17 protein-coding genes and 1 pseudogene are annotated in these 16,401 nt (G+C 73.0%); 4 read left to right on the top strand and 14 right to left on the bottom strand.

The window, feature by feature from the left end:
• Nucleotides 1-45: 45 nt before the first annotated feature.
• From AC24HA_RS08430 to recO, 6 genes and pseudogenes are all read right to left on the bottom strand, one after another.
• On the bottom strand, nucleotides 46-861 hold the full coding sequence (locus AC24HA_RS08430) for an ABC transporter ATP-binding protein (RefSeq protein ID WP_425709040.1): 816 nt from the start codon (nucleotides 859-861) through the stop codon (nucleotides 46-48).
• Nucleotides 858-1,967 carry a FecCD family ABC transporter permease gene (locus tag AC24HA_RS08425; protein ID WP_425709041.1) on the bottom strand — a complete coding sequence of 370 codons (1,110 nt, stop codon included), beginning with the start codon at nucleotides 1,965-1,967 and terminating at the stop codon, nucleotides 858-860. Before AC24HA_RS08425 ends, AC24HA_RS08430 begins: the two co-directional genes overlap by 4 nt.
• Nucleotides 1,964-2,928, bottom strand: a pseudogene (locus AC24HA_RS08420) (FecCD family ABC transporter permease). Before AC24HA_RS08420 ends, AC24HA_RS08425 begins: the two are co-directional and overlap by 4 nt.
• A gap of 110 nt (nucleotides 2,929-3,038) precedes the next feature.
• Complete coding sequence (locus tag AC24HA_RS08415) at nucleotides 3,039-4,223, bottom strand: iron-siderophore ABC transporter substrate-binding protein (RefSeq protein WP_425709042.1); 1,185 nt, start codon at nucleotides 4,221-4,223, stop codon at nucleotides 3,039-3,041.
• A gap of 220 nt (nucleotides 4,224-4,443) precedes the next feature.
• Nucleotides 4,444-5,232, bottom strand: coding sequence for an isoprenyl transferase (locus tag AC24HA_RS08410; RefSeq protein ID WP_425709043.1), 789 nt, complete (start codon nucleotides 5,230-5,232; stop codon nucleotides 4,444-4,446).
• Nucleotides 5,229-5,960, bottom strand: coding sequence for a DNA repair protein RecO (gene recO / locus AC24HA_RS08405; protein WP_425709044.1), 732 nt, complete (start codon nucleotides 5,958-5,960; stop codon nucleotides 5,229-5,231). The genes AC24HA_RS08410 and recO overlap by 4 nt, the downstream gene beginning before the upstream one ends.
• A 91-nt stretch (nucleotides 5,961-6,051) precedes the next feature.
• Here recO and AC24HA_RS08400 point away from each other — a divergent pair, with 91 nt between their 5' ends.
• Nucleotides 6,052-6,261, top strand: a complete 210-nt coding sequence (locus AC24HA_RS08400; RefSeq protein ID WP_425709045.1) for a type II toxin-antitoxin system VapB family antitoxin — start codon at nucleotides 6,052-6,054, stop codon at nucleotides 6,259-6,261.
• Nucleotides 6,262-6,318: 57 nt separating this feature from the next.
• On the opposite strand, the gene AC24HA_RS08395 is transcribed toward AC24HA_RS08400, so the two are convergent.
• The gene (locus AC24HA_RS08395; RefSeq protein WP_425709046.1) at nucleotides 6,319-6,918 is read right to left on the bottom strand and encodes an SDR family NAD(P)-dependent oxidoreductase; all 600 of its coding nucleotides are present in this window, start codon (nucleotides 6,916-6,918) and stop codon (nucleotides 6,319-6,321) included.
• A gap of 65 nt (nucleotides 6,919-6,983) precedes the next feature.
• On the opposite strand from AC24HA_RS08395, the gene AC24HA_RS08390 reads away from it, so the two are divergent.
• Nucleotides 6,984-7,622, top strand: a complete 639-nt coding sequence (locus AC24HA_RS08390; protein ID WP_425709047.1) for an HD domain-containing protein — start codon at nucleotides 6,984-6,986, stop codon at nucleotides 7,620-7,622.
• 48 nt (nucleotides 7,623-7,670) lie between these two features.
• On the opposite strand, the gene AC24HA_RS08385 is transcribed toward AC24HA_RS08390, so the two are convergent.
• Nucleotides 7,671-7,985, bottom strand: coding sequence for a putative quinol monooxygenase (locus tag AC24HA_RS08385; protein ID WP_425709048.1), 315 nt, complete (start codon nucleotides 7,983-7,985; stop codon nucleotides 7,671-7,673).
• 62 nt (nucleotides 7,986-8,047) lie between these two features.
• Nucleotides 8,048-9,844 carry a 2-isopropylmalate synthase gene (leuA, locus tag AC24HA_RS08380; protein WP_425709049.1) on the bottom strand — a complete coding sequence of 599 codons (1,797 nt, stop codon included), beginning with the start codon at nucleotides 9,842-9,844 and terminating at the stop codon, nucleotides 8,048-8,050.
• Nucleotides 9,845-10,130: 286 nt separating this feature from the next.
• Here leuA and AC24HA_RS08375 point away from each other — a divergent pair, with 286 nt between their 5' ends.
• Nucleotides 10,131-10,976 (top strand): SGNH/GDSL hydrolase family protein, encoded by an 846-nt coding sequence (locus AC24HA_RS08375; protein WP_425709050.1) that lies wholly within the window; start codon nucleotides 10,131-10,133, stop codon nucleotides 10,974-10,976.
• 64 nt (nucleotides 10,977-11,040) lie between these two features.
• Here AC24HA_RS08375 and AC24HA_RS08370 read toward each other — a convergent pair whose 3' ends face one another.
• From AC24HA_RS08370 to AC24HA_RS08350, 5 genes are read right to left on the bottom strand one after another with little or no spacing between them, the layout of a single operon-like run.
• Entirely contained in the window at nucleotides 11,041-11,547 is a 507-nt protein-coding gene (locus AC24HA_RS08370) for a mycothiol transferase (protein WP_425709051.1), read from the bottom strand.
• On the bottom strand, nucleotides 11,547-12,503 hold the full coding sequence (locus AC24HA_RS08365; protein WP_425709052.1) for an ABC transporter substrate-binding protein: 957 nt from the start codon (nucleotides 12,501-12,503) through the stop codon (nucleotides 11,547-11,549). Before AC24HA_RS08365 ends, AC24HA_RS08370 begins: the two co-directional genes overlap by 1 nt.
• The gene (locus AC24HA_RS08360) at nucleotides 12,503-13,210 is read right to left on the bottom strand and encodes an ABC transporter permease (protein ID WP_425709053.1); all 708 of its coding nucleotides are present in this window, start codon (nucleotides 13,208-13,210) and stop codon (nucleotides 12,503-12,505) included. The genes AC24HA_RS08365 and AC24HA_RS08360 overlap by 1 nt, the downstream gene beginning before the upstream one ends.
• Complete coding sequence (locus AC24HA_RS08355; RefSeq protein ID WP_425709054.1) at nucleotides 13,207-13,965, bottom strand: ABC transporter permease; 759 nt, start codon at nucleotides 13,963-13,965, stop codon at nucleotides 13,207-13,209. Before AC24HA_RS08355 ends, AC24HA_RS08360 begins: the two co-directional genes overlap by 4 nt.
• The gene (locus AC24HA_RS08350; RefSeq protein ID WP_425709055.1) at nucleotides 13,962-14,801 is read right to left on the bottom strand and encodes an ABC transporter ATP-binding protein; all 840 of its coding nucleotides are present in this window, start codon (nucleotides 14,799-14,801) and stop codon (nucleotides 13,962-13,964) included. The genes AC24HA_RS08355 and AC24HA_RS08350 overlap by 4 nt, the downstream gene beginning before the upstream one ends.
• A 174-nt stretch (nucleotides 14,802-14,975) precedes the next feature.
• Here AC24HA_RS08350 and AC24HA_RS08345 point away from each other — a divergent pair, with 174 nt between their 5' ends.
• Complete coding sequence (locus AC24HA_RS08345) at nucleotides 14,976-16,400, top strand: dihydrolipoyl dehydrogenase family protein (RefSeq protein WP_425709125.1); 1,425 nt, start codon at nucleotides 14,976-14,978, stop codon at nucleotides 16,398-16,400.
• The last annotated feature ends 1 nt before the right edge of the window (nucleotide 16,401 follow it).

Below are 16,401 nucleotides of genomic sequence, written 5' to 3'. Positions count from 1 at the left end.
CTCGACGTCGCACGGTCGTGCTCGACGCCGCACGGTGCGTGACGCTCAGGCCGACAGCTGCTCCGGACCGTTGTGGTGCCGGCCGATCGGCACCATGAGGGGCCGCCCGGTCACCGGGTCGGGAACGATCGTCGAGCCGATCCCGAACACCGACTCGACGCACTCCGACGTGAGCACCTGCTCCGGGCTTCCGGCGGCGTGCACGCGCCCGCCGGCCACCGCCACGAGGTGGTCCGCGTAGCGGGCGGCGAGGTTGAGGTCGTGCAGCACCATGACGATCGTCGTGCCGCGCTCGAGGTTGAGGTCCGTGAGCAGGTCGAGGACCTCGACCTGGTGGGAGACGTCGAGGAACGTCGTCGGCTCGTCGAGGAGGAGCACGTCGGTCTCCTGGGCGAGCACCATGGCGATCCACGCGCGCTGACGCTGGCCGCCAGAGAGCTCGTCGACGGGGCGGTCGGCGAGCTCGACGGTCTGCGTGGCGGTGAGCGCACGGGCGACGGCCCGGTCGTCGGCCTCGCTCCAGCGCGCGAGCATGCCCTGGTGCGGGTGCCGGCCACGACCGACGAGATCGGCCACCGTGATGCCCTCGGGCGCCACGGGGGTCTGCGGGAGCAGGCCGAGGACCTGGGCGAGGCGGCGGGCGGGGATGCGGTGGACGTCCTTCCCGTCGAGCACCACCTGGCCGCGGCTGGGGGCGAGCAGCCGGGACATCGCGCGCAGGAGGGTCGACTTGCCGCAGGCGTTGGCGCCGACGATCGCGGTGATCCGCCCCGGCGGGACCGCGAGGCTGAGGTCCTCGATGACCCCGCGGTCGCGGTACCCGACCCACACGTGGTCGGCGGTGAGCTGTCGGTCGGTCACAGGGAGCCTCCGGCCCGGTCGGTGCGTGCGATGAGATATACCAAATACGGCGCCCCGAGGACGCCGGTGATGACGCCGGCGGGGAACCTCGTGCCGAACGCGTACTGCCCGGCGAGGTCGGCGACGAGCACGAGGACCGCGCCGACGAGTGCGGCAGGGACGAGCAGGGAGCGCCCCGGCCCCACCACGCGCGCCGCGATCGGGCCGGACAGGAAGGCGACGAACGCGATCGGGCCGGCCGCGGCGGTCGCGAACGCGATGAGGCCGACGGCCGCGACGACCAGGGTCAGGCGCGTGCGCTCGACCCGCACGCCCAGGGCGCGGGCCGCGTCGTCACCGAGCTGCAGGGCGGAGAGGTTGCGGCCCCGGGACAGCAGCACCGGGCCGAGGACGGCCAGGGCGATCGCCACGGGGACGACGGCGGACCACGTGGTGCCGTTGAGGCTGCCGACGAGCCAGCGCATGGCCTCCTGGAGGTCCCACTGGGCCGCGTTGTCCAGCAGGTAGCTCGTCACGGAGTCGAGCATCGCCGCCACGCCGATGCCGATGAGGACGAGCCGGGTGCCGGCCACCCCGCCGCGGTAGGACAGCAGGTAGATGAGCACCGCGATGCCGAGACCCGCAGCGACGGCCACGACCGACACCTGCCCGCCGTCGAGGTCGAGCACGATGATCGCGAAGGCTGCGGCCGCGCTCGCGCCGGCGCTGATGCCGATGATGTCCGGGCTCGCGAGCGGGTTGCGGAGCATGGTCTGGAAGGTGACGCCGCCCAGTCCCAGGCACAGGCCGGCGACGACGGCGAGGGTCGCCCGCGGCAGGCGGAGCCGTCCGACGGTGAAGCTCGCGCCCTGGACCTCCTCCCCCGTCAGCACGCGCCACACGTCGGCGGGCGGGTAGAACGTACGGCCGACCACGAGGGACGCGCACCACAGCCCGACGACGACGGCGAGCAGGACGAGCGCCACGACGAGCCCACGGCGCGCGCGACGTCGGCGTGCGGCGGCGAGCGCTGCCACGGCGTCGTCGGACGGCGGACGGGTCGGGTGGTCCGCAGAGCCGGTCCGGCGTGCGGTCCGGACCTCTGCGTTCTCGGCGAGGGCGCTCATAGCTCGCGGATCCTCGTGCGGCGGACGATGGCGATGAAGACGGGGCGCCGACGATCGCGGTGATGATGCCGACGTCGATCTCGCCGGGGCGGGCGACGATGCGGCCGAGGACGTCCGCGGCCACGAGCAGCCCGGCCCCCGTCAGGGCGGAGAACGGCATGAGCCAGCGGTGGTCGACGCCCACGAGCAGCCGGCACAGGTGCGGGACCACGAGGCCGACGAACCCGATCGGTCCGGCGACGGCCGTCGCCGCCCCGGTGAGCACGACCGCGCCCACGGCGGCCACCAGTCGCGTGACGCCGACCCGGACGCCGAGGCCCGCCGCCACGTCGTCGCCCAGGGCGAGCGAGTTGAGGCTGCGTGCCGAGGCGAGGCACACGAGCAGGCCGACGACGAGGAACGGCAGCACCTGCGCCGTGGCCTCGTGGCTGGCCCCGCCGACGCCGCCGACCTGCCAGGAGCGGATGCTGCCGGCGATGTCGCCGCGCGGCAGGGCGACGGCGGTGATGAAGGAGGCGAGGGCCGCGGAGGTGGCCGCGCCGGCCAGGGCCAGGGTGAGCGGCGTGGCGCCGCCCCGGCCGACCGAGGCGACGACGTAGACGAACACGGCCGCGAGGCCGGCCCCCAGGATGGCGGTCCAGATCATGCCCGTCCGGGTCCACAGGCCGAACCAGGCCATGCCGACGACGACGGCGAGCGAGGCACCCATCGTCACGCCGAGGATCCCGGGGTCGGCGAGCGGGTTGCGGGTGACGCCCTGCATGGCGGCGCCCGCGACGCCGAGCGCGGCCCCGACGAGCAGGGCGAGGAAGGTGCGCGGCACGCGCGTGTAGACGGCGGCCTCGCCGATCGAGTCGGTCGAGCCCATGATCCCCGCGACGATCTCGGGCACCGTCACGCTGCGCGAGCCGATCGCGACCGACGCCATCGTCAGGACGACGACCGCGCCGAGCACGACCATGAGCCAGAGCAGGCGCGTCCGGGCCGGACGGCGGAGGACGCCGACGTCCGGCCCGGCACCGGGTGAGGAGGATGGAGTCCCCCCGGCCTCCTCGCGGGCGGGGGCCTGGGTCACTGGGACCCGGCTGCGGCCTCTGCGAGAAGCGCGACATAGTCCTCGAGGACCCAGGAGATGGACAGCGGCGTGGGGTTCGCCGCGGTGCCCATCGGGCCGGATCCGTCGAGGAAGACGATGGCACCGGACTCGACGGCCGGCATCTGCGACAGCAGGGGGTCGGCCTCGAGCGTGTCGACGAGCTCCTGGTCGCCGTAGGTGACGATGAGCTCGACGTCCTCGAACATGTCGACCTGCTCGGCGCTGATCGAGCCGGAGAACTCACCGGAGGCGGAGGCCTCCTCGACCGCGGCCGGCGTGCTCAGGCCCAGGTCCTCGAAGAAGGCGGCGCGGGTGTCGTTGGCCGTGTAGAAGTTCACGGTGCTGAGGTCGGAGACGTCGACGTGCGTCATGAACATGGTCGAGACGCCCTCGAGCTCGGGGTGCGCGGCGACGGTCTCGTCGATCTCGCCCTGGAGCTCGGTGATGAGCTCCTCGCCCTCCTCGACCATGCCGAGGCCCGCGGCGTTGTAGGTGATGACGTCCTGCCAGGAGGTGCCCCACGCGGTCTCGGGGTAGGCCACGACGGGCGCGATCTCGGTGAGCGTGTCGTAGTCCTCCTGCGTGAGCCCGGAGTAGGCGGCGAGGATGACGTCCGGCTGGGTGTCGGCGACGGCCTCGAAGTCGATGCCGTCGGTCTCGTCGAACAGGACGGGCGGCTCGGCGCCGAGGGTCTCGAGCTCCTCCTCGACCCAGGGCAGCATGCCGTTGCCGTCGTCGTCGCCGAAGTCCGCGGAGGCCATCCCGACGGGCACGACGCCGAGGGCGAGCGGCACCTCGTGGTTCGCCCAGTTGACGGTGGCCACGCGCTCGGGGACCTCCTCGATCACGGTGGTGCCGAAGGCGTGCTCGATCTCGATCGGCAGCTCGGCGCCGGAGATACCAGTGGCGCCCGCATCGCCGGAGTCGTCCGCGGCGTCGTCGCCGCCGTCGCCGGACGCGCTCTCGGAGCCGGACTCGGCGTCGTCGGAGGCGGACTCCGAGCCGGACTCTTCGTCGCCCACCGCCGGCCGGTCATCACTCTCTTCTGTCGTCGGCTCGCCCGTCGCGTCGTCGGAGGACTCGTCGGAGCCGCCGCAGGCGGCGAGGGTCAGTACCGCGACCGTGGCAGCAGCAAGGACGCGGAATCGGTGGTGACGCAAGTGGACCAGCTCTCGTTCGGGGCGGGCGCGGTGCCTGACGACGCCACGCCCGCGCATTACGCTAGGTTTGCGTGTCGAAAAGTTACCGACGCACAGTAGATCAGGCAAGCCTTACCTGCGTGATCCACCCCATAGGCGGGGGGCCGAGCCGGCGATTCACTCGGCCCGGTCCTGCGCTCGGAATCCCACAGCCCGGGCGCCCATGCTCCCCGAACGATTGTCAGCCGCCGGGCCGGGCCGCCGCGTCGACCGCCCCGCCCCACCGCCGGTCGCGGCGCGCATACTCCTCCACGACGCGCCACAGCGAGCGTCGGTCGACGTCGGGCCAGGCCTCGTCGGTGAAGACGAGCTCGGCGTAGGCGGACTGCCACAGCAGGAAGTTGCTCGTCCGCTGCTCCCCGCCGGTGCGCCACAGGAGGTCGACGTCCGGGACGTCGGGCTCGTCGAGATAGCGGGCCAGGGTCCGCTCGGTCACCCGATCGGGGTTGACCCGCCCCGCCGCGACGTCCCGGGCGAGGCCCGCGGCGGCGTCCGCGAGCTCGGCGCGGCCACCGTAGTTGACGCACATCGTCAGCGTCGCGGTGGTGTTGCGTCGGGTCATCTCCTCGGCGGTCTCGAGCTCGCGGATCACCGAGCCCCACAGTCGCGGCCGGCGTCCGGCCCACCGCACCCGCACGCCCCAGGAGTGCATCTCGTCGCGTCGCCTGCGGATGACGTCCCGGTTGAAGCCCATGAGATAGCGGACCTCGGCGGGCGAGCGCTTCCAGTTCTCTGTGGAGAACGCGTAGGCACTGATGTGGGTCACGCCGATCTCGATCGCACCCGCCACGACGTCGAGGAGCGACGCCTCCCCCGCCGCGTGCCCCTCGGTCCTGGGCAGCCCGCGGGCGTTCGCCCACCGGCCGTTGCCGTCCATGATGACCGCGACGTGCGCGGGCACGAGCTCGCGCGGAATCGCGGGCGGACGGGCACCGGACGGGTGCGACGGCGGCGGGACGGGCGAGGTCATGCGCGCTCCACGAACGGCAGGGAGCGCAGCCGGCGCTCGAGGTGGTACTGCAGGTGGGCGGCGACCAGGCCGGACGCCTCGGTGCGGTGGCGTGACACGGAGGCGTCGGCGACGGGCCAGTCGCCGGAGAGCAGGGCACCGAGCAGGGTCATCGTCTCCTCCGCGGGCGAGGCCGACCCAGGGGGCCGGCACGAGGAGCACATCGCACCGCCCATCTGCGTGGACCAGGCGCGGTGCGGCCCCTCGGTCCCGCAGCGGGCGCAGTCGTAGCAGCTGGGGGCCCACCCGGCGACCGCCAACGAGCGCAGCAGGTAGGAGTCGAGGACGAGGGTTGCCGCGTGCCGGCGCATGCTCATCGCGTGCAGGGCGCCGACGAGCAGGATGTACTGCTGCGGCGCCGGGACCTCCTCCGCCTGCGTGAGCTGGGTCGCGGTCTCGACCATCACGGTCGCGGACGTGAACAACGAGTAGTCGGCGGCGAGCGAGCGCCCGTAGGGAGCGATCGTCTCGACCTGCGTGACCGTGTCGAGGTTGCGGCCGCGGTGCAGCTGGACGTCGACGACCGTGAACGGCTCGAGCCGCGCGCCGAACCGCGAGCTCGTGCGCCGCACGCCCTTCGCGACGGCGCGCACCAGGCCGTGCTCGCGCGAGAGCATGGTGACGATGCGGTCCGCCTCCGACAGGTCGTGGGAGCGCAGGACCACCGCCTCGTCCCGGTAGAGCCTCACCGGTCCATTCTCCCCCCTCGGCCCGACATACCGGAGGACCACCACGGCACGCACCGCGCGTATCGATCACGCGAGGTGCATGGCTGGGGGTATGGCGCGTACAACGTTCGACCTGGACGACGACCTGATCGCTGAGGTCATGCGCAGGTACGACGTGCGGACCAAGAGTGAGGCGGTCGATCTGGCACTTCGCCGGCTCGTCGGACCGGTGATGAGCCGCACGGAGATGCTGTCGCTCGAAGGAACCGGCCGGGAACGTGACCTCCGGCCGATGCGGACCGACCGCGTGGCTCGTCAGTGATTCTGGTGCTGCGTGCAGGGTCGCCACGATCGGCGCCCCTGCACGCGGCACCGCGAGTCAGGCGGTGTGCCCACCCAGCTCCCGCACGTCCGCCACGATCGGCGACACCTCCGTGATGCCGCCGTCGACCGGGATCACGTGGCCGTTGACGAGCGCGGCCTCGTCGGAGGAGAGGAACACGACGACGTCGGCGATGTTCTGGGGTTCCGCGCCGCTCGTAGAGACCATGTGACGGAGATAGACGTCGGCGAACTCCTGCGAGGCGTACTGCTTGTTGTTACGCGTGTTGACGAAGGCAGGCGCGATCGCGTTGCAGCGGATCCCCTGCTTCCCGTACTGCACGGCCACCTGCTTCGTGAAGTGGATGACCGACGCCTTCGACATGCCGTACGCGCTCAGCGACGACTCGCCCGCCATACCGGACACGGACGCCATGTTGACGATGCTGCCCGCGCCCTGGTCGAGCATCGTCGGGAGCCCGTGCTTGGTCACGAGGAACATGCCGACCAGGTTCGCGCGGAACGTCTCCAAGAGGACATCGGGGTCGAGGCTCGAGATGTCCGCGTCGTTCGCCGTCAGGTCGAGGCCCGCGGCGCGGATCTCGGACTCGACGAGCAGCGAACGCTCCGCACGACCGACCGCCCACCCGGGTCGCACCTCCCGACGCCCGGACGCAGGATGGAGGAGGACCACCGAACGACGGCCACGAGAGGCGGCACCTCATGACCGAGACCATCGCCGGTATCGAGATCCCCGACAGCACGATGACGAAGGACGCCACCCAGCTCGTCCGCGACGTCGCCACTCCCGTCGTCTACCACCACTGCCGACGCGTGTTCCTCTTCGGCTCCCTGCGCGCCCAGGACCAGGGACTGAACCACGACCCCGAGCTGCTGTACGTCGGGGCCATGTTTCACGACCTCGGCCTCACCGAGACCTACCGCCGGACGGATCAGCGCTTCGAGATCGACGCCGCCGACGAGGCCCGCCGCTTCCTTCGCGGGTACGGCGTCGACGGCGAGGCCGCGGACCGGGTATGGACAGCCATCGCGCTGCACACCACCCCGGAGATCCCCCTGCACATGGCTCCCGAGATCGCGCTGGTCACCCGCGGTGTCGAGCTCGACGTCCTGGGTGTCGGCTACGACGCGATCACCGACGAGCAACGCGCGGCCGTCGTGGCGGCCCACCCGCGCCCGGACTTCAAGAACCAGATCCTGGCCGCGTTCACCGAGGGGCTCCAGGACCGGCCGGAGACCACGTTCGGGAACGTCAAGGCCGACGTGCTCGCCCACTGCCTGCCCGGTTTCGAGCGGATCGACTTCGTGGAGACCATCCGCGGCTTCGCCTGGCCCGAGTGACCGCGATCCGGCCCTGACGATCGAGCAGCCGCCGGTCGAGGAGCGCGCTCACCGACGCTCCGCCAGTTCGACCGTGTAGCGGCGTTCGATGTGGGCCGTGGCTCGGCCCCACTCGCTCGCCGCCGCACGCTCCTGATGGCCGGCGAACCCGGCCTCGTCGGCGAACAGCTCGACGACCTGCCAGACGAGTGGATCGCTGGTCGGGCGTACCTCGAACGAGAGGCAGGCGGGCCCGGACCGGGTGAGCGCCGTGTGCCCGGGCAGGTACCGCTGCACGAGCTCCGCCTCACCGGCGGACGCGCACACCAGCAGACCGCTCAGGCGCACCTGCGCCGTTCCACGCACCCGTTCCGTTCCGCTCACACCGTCGCGATCCCCCCGCCCGGCTCCGCCCGGACACTCGCGTGCGCCCCGTCCCCGCCCCGTCAGCGCGGCTCGCCGTCGACCGGGACTCCGCCCGTCACCCCGCGTGCCGCGCGGTTGACCGCGGAGATGATCGCCTGGAAGGAGGCGGTCATCGTCGACGGGTCCACGCCGACGCCCCACACCACCTGGTCGCTCGTCTCGACCTCGAGGTAGGCCGCCGCCATCGCATCGCCGCCCGCGGACAGGGCGTGCTCGGCGTAGTCGAGGACCTCGACCCCGACGTCGATGGTCGCCAGTGCGTGGACGAACGCGTCGATGGGGCCGTTGCCGCGGCCGGAGAGCAGCCGCTCCTCCCCACCGTCGTCGAGGACGACCGTGAGGTCGGCGTCCCCGCCCTCCCCGTGGGAGGTCAGCGAGGTGCTGCGGAGCGTGTAGCGGCCCCACGGCGCCAGGCCGTCGGTGGTGGTGTAGGGCAGGTACTCGTCGACGAAGATCGACCACAGCCGCTCGGCGTCGATCTCGCCGCCGTAGGCGTCCGTGTGCTTCTGGACGATGCCGGCGAGCTCGATCTGCAGGCGCCGAGGCAGGTCGAGGCTCCGCGTGGAGTGCAGCAGGTAGGCGACGCCGCCCTTGCCGGACTGGCTGTTCACTCGTACGACGGCCTCGTAGGTGCGGCCGACGTCCTTGGGGTCGATCGGCAGGTAGGGCAGGTCCCATACGACGTCGGCGTCCGCGCCGCCGGCCTCGGCGACCTTGCTCTCCCGGACCTGGAATCCCTTCTTGATGGCGTCCTGGTGCGAGCCGGAGAACGAGGTGTAGACGAGGTCGCCGCCGTAGGGGTGGCGGGCGTGCACGTCCATCTGGGTGCAGCGCTCGACCGTGCGTCGGACCTCGTCGATGTCGGACAGGTCGATCATCGGGTCCACGCCCTGGGAGTACAGGTTCATCGCGAGCGTGACGAGGTCGACGTTGCCGGTGCGCTCGCCCTGGCCGAACAGACAGCCCTCGACCCGGTCGGCGCCGGCGAGCATGGCGAGCTCGGCGGCGGCCACGCCCGAGCCGCGGTCGTTGTGCGGGTGCACGGACAGTGCCACGTGCTGACGGCGGGACAGGTGCCGGCTCATCCACTCGATCTGGTCGGCGTAGACGTTGGGCGTGGCCCGCTCGACGGTCGCCGGCAGGTTGAGGATGATCTCCCGGCCGTCCTCGGGCTGCCAGACACCCATGACGGCCTCGCTCACCTCGAGCGCGAAGTCGAGCTCGGTGTCGACGAAGATCTCCGGGCTGTACTGGTAGCCGAACACGGTCTCCTCCCCGAGCACCTTCTCCGCGTGGGCGAGGACCTCGCGGGTCCCGTCGACGGCGAGCTCGCGCGTCCCCTCGCGGCCGGAGCGGAAGACGACGTCGCGGAACACCGGGGCGGTCGCGTTGTACAGGTGCACGGTGGCCCGCGGGAACCCGACGAGCGACTCGACCGTGCGGTGGATGAGCTCGGGCCGCGCCTGGGTGAGCACGGAGACGGTGACGTCCTCCGGCACGGCGTCGTCGTCGACGAGTGAGCGGACGAAGTCGAAGTCGGCCTGCGAGGCGGCGGGGAAGCCGATCTCGATCTCCTTGTAGCCGAGGCGGACGAGCAGGTCGAACATCTCGCGCTTCTTCTCGGGGCTCATCGGCTCGATGAGGGCCTGGTTGCCGTCGCGCAGGTCGGTCGAGAGCCACCGGGGAGCGACCGTGACCTGCTTGTCGGGCCAGGTGCGGTCCGGGAGGTGGACCGGATTCGTCTCGGCGAACGACCGGTACTTGGTCACCGGCATGCCGGAGGGGCGCTGGAGGTTCGTGGTGCCGCGGGTCTTCATCGTCTGGGTCTCCTCGTCTGGGTCACGTGCGGCCAGCACGACGTCTCCCGCGACGAGGAGCCGGCCTCAGGAGGCCTCGCCGCGGCAGATAAGGAGCAGGAGCCCGGTGCGCACGGTCGTCACCCTACTCCTTCGGACGGCCGGTGGTCGGCGCGTGCCGGTGCCGCGCGGATGCGTGCCGGCGCCACACGGATGTGCACCGGCGCCGCGCACCCGGCCGCGAGGGGTCGCTCGGCGGGTCCCGCTCCCCTGGCCTGTCGGCCCGTCCGCCCATAGCCTGGCGGGCATGCCTTCGGAGTTCTCCCCGTCCGCGCGTGGCCCCTGGGGCCCGCTCACCGTGACGGTCGGCGCCGTCGCCGCCGGTGCGGTGGCCGCCTGCGGGGCCGCGGCCGCCTACCTGCAGCAGCGCGGGATCGTCAGCCGCCAGGTCCCGGTACACCGCGAGTACTGGGCGCGGCGCACGCACGAGGTGCGCGCCTCCGCCGTGCCGCACGCCTTCCACCTCGTGGTCGTCGGCGACTCCGCGGCCCAGGGCGTCGGCGTCCCGGACCCGGAGCACGGCTGGGTCGCCCGGGTCGAACGACGCCTCGCCGAGCTGCTCGGCCGGCCCGTGGTGACGACCAACCTGTCGGTCTCCGGCGCGACGACGAGCGACCTCATCGACGACCAGCTCCCCCTGCTCGAGGGTCTCGAGCGTGAGCCGGACCTCGTGATCTGCGAGATCGGTGCCAACGACGTCGCGCGTCGCCAGGTCGCGCTCCCCGGGTTCACCGAGCGGGTCGGGGCGATCGCCGACGCTCTCCCCCACGGGAGCGTCGTCGCCGACGTGCCCAGCTACGGGTACGGCCCGCACGAGATGTGGGTGCGTCGTGCCAACACCGCGATCCGGGAGACGGCCGAGGCCCACGACCTGCACGTCGCGCCGCTGCACGCGGCCACGCGCCCGCTGTGGCCGAGGATCGTCTTCACGCACATGGCGCAGGACCTGTTCCACCCGAACGCCGCCGGCTACGAGGTGTGGGCGGACGCCCTGTGGGAAGGCGTCGCGGAAGCGCTGCACGACCGTGGGCTGGTCGGCGCGGACCGGCTCCGGCACGACGCCGAGGAGCGTGCGCGGGCGCTGTCGGCCTGACCGCGCACAGCCGACCGCCACCGACCGCCACCACCGGTGCCGGGTCGTCTCCCACGGCCCCGACTCAGCGCCGCTCGAGCACCCCGCGGACGAACGCCGCCTGGCCGGCGTGCTCGAGGCAGTCGTCGATGACGCTGACGAGCCGCACGCCCATGGTGGTCGGCGGGTCCCAGCTCTCGTCGACGACCGTGCCCAGGTCCGCCTCGGTGAGCCCGCGGACGCACCGGAGCGTCTGCTCGTGCACGGCGTCGTGGTAGGCGAGCACGAGGTCGGCGTCGAAGCCGACGACCTTCGCGACGTCGTCAGCGGAGTGCCCGTAGCCGATCCCGGACACGTCCAGGCCGAAGCGGTCCGCCCAACCGCCGCTCGTCCACAGCTCGTCGACGCCGAACGCGCCGGCGACGTGGTCGTCCTGCACGCGCGTGAGGTGCCACAGGAGCCAGCCGATCGAGTTGGCGCCGGGGTCGAGGCGGGCCTCGAGCTGCTCGCGGGTCAGCCCCTCCCCCGCCCGGTGGACGGAGCCCGACACCCGTGAGAACGCGTCGAGCAGGAGATCGTGGACGGCGGCCATCAGCTTCCTCCCAGGTCGTTGTCGGCGAGCCACTCGGTCGCGATGGTCGCGGAGTCGAGCTGCTCGTCGACGCTGCGGGCGTTGAGCTCGATGAGCTCCTCGGTGGTGAGCACCTCGCTCACCGGGTCGAGCACCTCGCCGAGCTCGCCGGCGAGGTCGTCGGTCACGAGCGGGACGACGTTCTGCGCGAGGATCATGTCCTCGGGGTCCTCGAGCGTGACGAAGTCGCCGGACGCGAGGTCGGGGTCCGCGGTGTAGATGTCGCCCATCGTGATCGTTCCGTCGAGGATCGCCCCCTTGGTGAGCGGGCCGCCGCTGTCGCCGATCGCGACGAACTCGACGTCGACGCCGTAGAGCTCGGCGAGCCCGTCGGGCCCGTAGGGGCGGCTCTCGAGCTCGGCGTTGCCGCCGATCGTGATCTCGCCGTCGTGGTCCGCGAGGTCGGCGAGGCTCGTGATGCCGTGCTCCTCGGAGAACTCGGTGGTGACGTTGTAGGAGTCCGCATCCTCGGCGTCGGCGTACTCGAGCACGGCCATGCCGTCCGGGAGCGCGTCGGCGAGCTCGGCGGCGACGTCCCCGCTGGACCGCGCCTCGGTGTCCGGCGCGTAGAACTGCAGCAGGTTGCCCGTGTACTCGGGCAGGACGTCGATCTCGTCGTTCTCCATGGCCTGGAGGTAGACGTCGCGCTGCCCGATCTGGAACTGCCGCTCGACCTCGTAGCCCGCCTCCTCGAGGACCTGGGCGTAGATCTCGGCGACGATCTCGTTGGAGTAGTAGGCCTGCGAGCCGACGACGACGCTCCCGCCGGAGTCGTCGGAGCCCGACTCCGCCCCGTCACCGGCCGAGCCGGAGGTCTCGTCCTCCCCCTCGTCGAACGGGTCGTCCGACCCGCACGCGGTGAGCGCGACCGCGGCGACGAGGGACAGTGCCGCGGCGCGGCGGGTCGAGGAACGCATCAGGTACGTCCTTCCGTCGGGGATGTGGCCCCCAGTGTGCCTCGGCCTCCGCTCACCCGCAGCGCGAGCCGGGCGAGGAGCGCGAACACACCGTCGACGGCGAGGGCGAGGGCGACGATCGCGATCGCCGCGCCCAGCATCTCGTCGTAGCGCTGCAGCGAGATGCCCCGCTGGATGTAGATGCCCAGCCCGCCGAGCCCGACGTAGGCCGCCAGGACCGCGGTGGCCACGATCTGCAGGGCGGCGCTGCGCATCCCGCCGACCAGCAGCGGGAGGCCGAGCGGCGCCTCGACCCGGGTGAGGACCTGCCAGCGGGTCATGCCCTGGGCGCGGGCGGAGTCGACGACGGCGTGGTCGACGTTCTCCACCCCCGCGTAGGCGCCCGCGAGCACGGAGGGGACGCCGAGGACGACGAGGACCGCCGTCGCGGCGAGGGCGGCGTCGCCGACGCCGACGAGCAGCGTGAGGACGGTGAGCAGGCCGAGCGAGGGAAGCGCGCGGCCGGCCCCGGACAGGGCGACGACGAGCTGCCTGCCCCGGCCGGTGTGCCCGACCAGGTAGCCGAGCGGGACGGCGACGACCGTCGCGATCGCGAGCGCGAGCAGCGTGAGGACCAGGTGCTCGCCGAACCGCTCGGGCAGCGCCCCGGAGCCGGACCACTGCTCGGGCGCGGCCAGCCAGGCGAAGGCGTCGGCGAACAGGTTCATGCGCCCACCTCGGCCGGCCGGTGGGCGTCCGGGCCGACGCCCCCGCCGGCGCCCCGCTCGTCCTCGCGGCCCGCCCCCTTCGGCAGCCGGAGCGCGCGTCGCACCGAGCCGCCCCGGGCACCTCCCGACCGGTGCCACGGCATGAGCAGGCGACCGAGCACGACGAGCACGAGGTCGAAGAGCAGGGCGACGACGACGGTCGCCACGATGCCCGCGACGATCGAGGCGACGATCCCGCGCTGCAGTCCGTCCATGAACAGGTCGCCGAGGCTGCGGATGCCCACCAGGACGCCGACGGTCACCATGCTCACGGTGCTCACGGACACCACGCGCAGCCCGGCCAGCAGCACGGGACCGGCCAGCGGCAGCTCGACCGACCAGAAGCGCCCCGCGGTCGAGAACCCCTGGGCGGTCGCTGCGGAGCGCACGGCGGGATCGACGGCGTCGAGCGCGTCCGTCACGGAGCGGGTCATGAGGGCGACGGCGTAGATCGTCATGGCGATGACGACGTTGAGCTCGCTGAGGAACCCGATGCCGAGGACCGGCGGCAGCAGGACGAACAGGGCCAGCGACGGGATCGTGTAGAGCAGCCCGACAGCGGCGAGCACCGCACCGCGTGCGGCCGGGTAGCGCCACGCGAGGACGCCCGGCGGGAGCGAGAGGAGGAGTCCCGCCACCACGGGGATCACGCACAGGAGCGCGTGCCGCAGGGACAGGTCGACGATGAGGTCGATGTTCGCGGCGACCCAGGTCATCCGGCGCCGCCGTCCTGCACCGCGCCGTCGTCCAGCACCCCGGCGGGGCGGCCCTCGGCGTCGACGACGAGGCGCCGCCCGCCGCGGTGTTCGATCCGCAGCGCGCGCCTGCCCCGGTCCGCCCCGATGAACGAGGCGACGAAGTCGTCGGCGGGCTCGGCCAGCAGGTCGGCCGGGCTGCCCTGCTGCACGATGCGCCCGCCGTCGGCGAGGATCACCACGTGGTCGCCGAGGCGGAAGGCCTCGTCGATGTCGTGGGTGACGAGGACGATCGTCTTGGCGAGCGTGCTCTGCAGCCGCAGGAGCTCGTCCTGCAGCTCGGTGCGGACGATCGGGTCGACCGCCGCGAACGGCTCGTCCATGAGCAGGATGTTCGGGTCCGTCGCGAGCGCCCGGGCCACGCCGACGCGCTGCTGCTGGCCGCCGGAGAGCTGCGCCGGGTAGCGGCCCGCGAGGGTCCGGTCGAGCCCGACGGTGTCCATGAGCTCGAGCCCTCTCGCGGACGCGGCCGCCCTCGGGGTGCCGGTGAGCCGCAGGACCGTGGTGACGTTGTCGAGCACGCGTCGGTGCGGGAGCAGGCCGGCGCTCTGCATGACGTAGCCGATGCTGCGGCGCAGGGGCACGGGCGACCGGGTCGCGACGTCGGTGCCGTCGATCGAGACGGTGCCCGACGTCGGCTCGACCATCCGGTTGATCATCCGCAGGATCGTCGTCTTGCCGCACCCCGACGAGCCGACCAGGACGGTGATCTCGCGGGGGCGGATCACGAGGTCGAGGTCGTCGACGGCCCGGGTACCGCCCGGGAAGGCCTTGTCGACCGACCGGAACTCAATCATCGCGGCGGCCTCGTGCGTGTGTCATCTCCCGAGCGTAGGCTCGTGACCACCTCCCCGTCCCGACGAAGCGAGGGCCCCGTGTCCGATCCGCACCGGTCAGAGCAGCACCCGCCACCGTCGACGGCCCCCGACCCTCCCGCGGCCGGGCCGCACGGAGCCGGGGAGCACCCGGGCCTGGACGACCACGCCGACACGTGGGACGTCGTCGTGCTCGGCGCCGGCCCGGTCGGTGAGAACGTCGCCGACCAGGCCGTGCGGGGCGGGTTGTCCGCGGTGGTCGTCGAGGCCGAGCTCGTCGGCGGCGAGTGCTCGTACTGGGCGTGCATGCCCTCGAAGGCGCTGCTGCGCAGCGGGGAGGCGCGCCGGGCCGCCCTGGCCGTCGACGGTGCGCGGCAGGCCGTCACCGGAGGGCTGGACGTCGAGGCCGTCCTGCGGCGGCGGACCTCCTTCACGTCCGACTGGGACGACGCCGGGCAGGTCGACTGGCTGCGCTCCGCCGGCATCGACCTCGTGCGCGGCCGCGGGCGGCTCAGCGGCGTGCGGGAGGTGACGGTCGCGGCGCCGGGCGGCGAGGAGCGCGTCCTGCGCGCCCGGCACGCCGTCGCGCTCGCCACGGGCTCACGCCCGCACCTCCCGGACGTGCCGGGCCTGGCGGCGGCGCGGCCGTGGACCAACCGCGAGGCGGTGTCGGCGCAGGAGGTCCCGGGCAGTCTCGTCGTCGTCGGCGGGGGCGTCGTCGGTTGCGAGCTGGCGGTGGCATTCACGGACCTGGGGGCCGAGGTGACGGTCCTCGCGCGCTCCGGCCTGCTCGGCGGCTACGAGCCGTTCGCCGGTGAGGCCGTGGCCGAGTCCCTCGCGGAGCTCGGGGCAGACGTCCGCACCGGGGTCTCGGCGACCGAGGTGAGCCGCGGGTCCGACGGCGTCACGGTCCGGTGCGACGACGGGCGGACCGTGACCGCGGAGCAGATCCTCGTGGCGACCGGGCGCGAGCCGCAGCCGGACCTGGGTCTCGACGTCGCCGGCCTGCCCGAGGGCTGGGTGGAGGTCGACAGCACCCTCCGCGCCCTGGGTCCGGACGGCGACCCGCTGGCGTGGCTGTACGCCGTGGGGGACGCCAACCACCGCAGCCCGCTCACCCACCAGGGCAAGTATCAGGCCCGTGCGGCGGGCGCGGCGATCGTCGCTCGCGCGGCGGGCGTCGCGGTGGAGGACGAGCCCTGGGGCATGCACGCCGCGACGGCGGACGACGCCGCCACACCGCAGGTGGTGTTCACCGACCCCCAGGTGGCGAGCGTGGGCCGGACGGCGGCGCAGGCCGAGCGGGACGGGGTCCCCGTGCGCGTGGTGGACCAGGACCTCGGCACGGTCGCGGGGGCGGCGCTGCACGCCGACGGCTACGCCGGGCGGGTGCGGATGGTCGTCGACGAGGAGCGGGAGGTGATCGTCGGCATGACGTTCGTCGGTCCCGACGTCGCCGAGCTCCTGCACGCCGCCACGATCGCGGTGGTCGCCGAGGTGCCGCTGGACCGGCTGTGGCACGCCGTGCCCGCCTACCCGACGATGAGCGAGGTCTGGCTCCGGCTGCTCGAGGCCTGGTGAG

Source organism: Georgenia sp. Z1491 (assembly GCF_057652395.1).
Note: the sequence above shows the minus strand (reverse complement) of the source record. Positions and strands in the feature narration are given on the sequence as shown.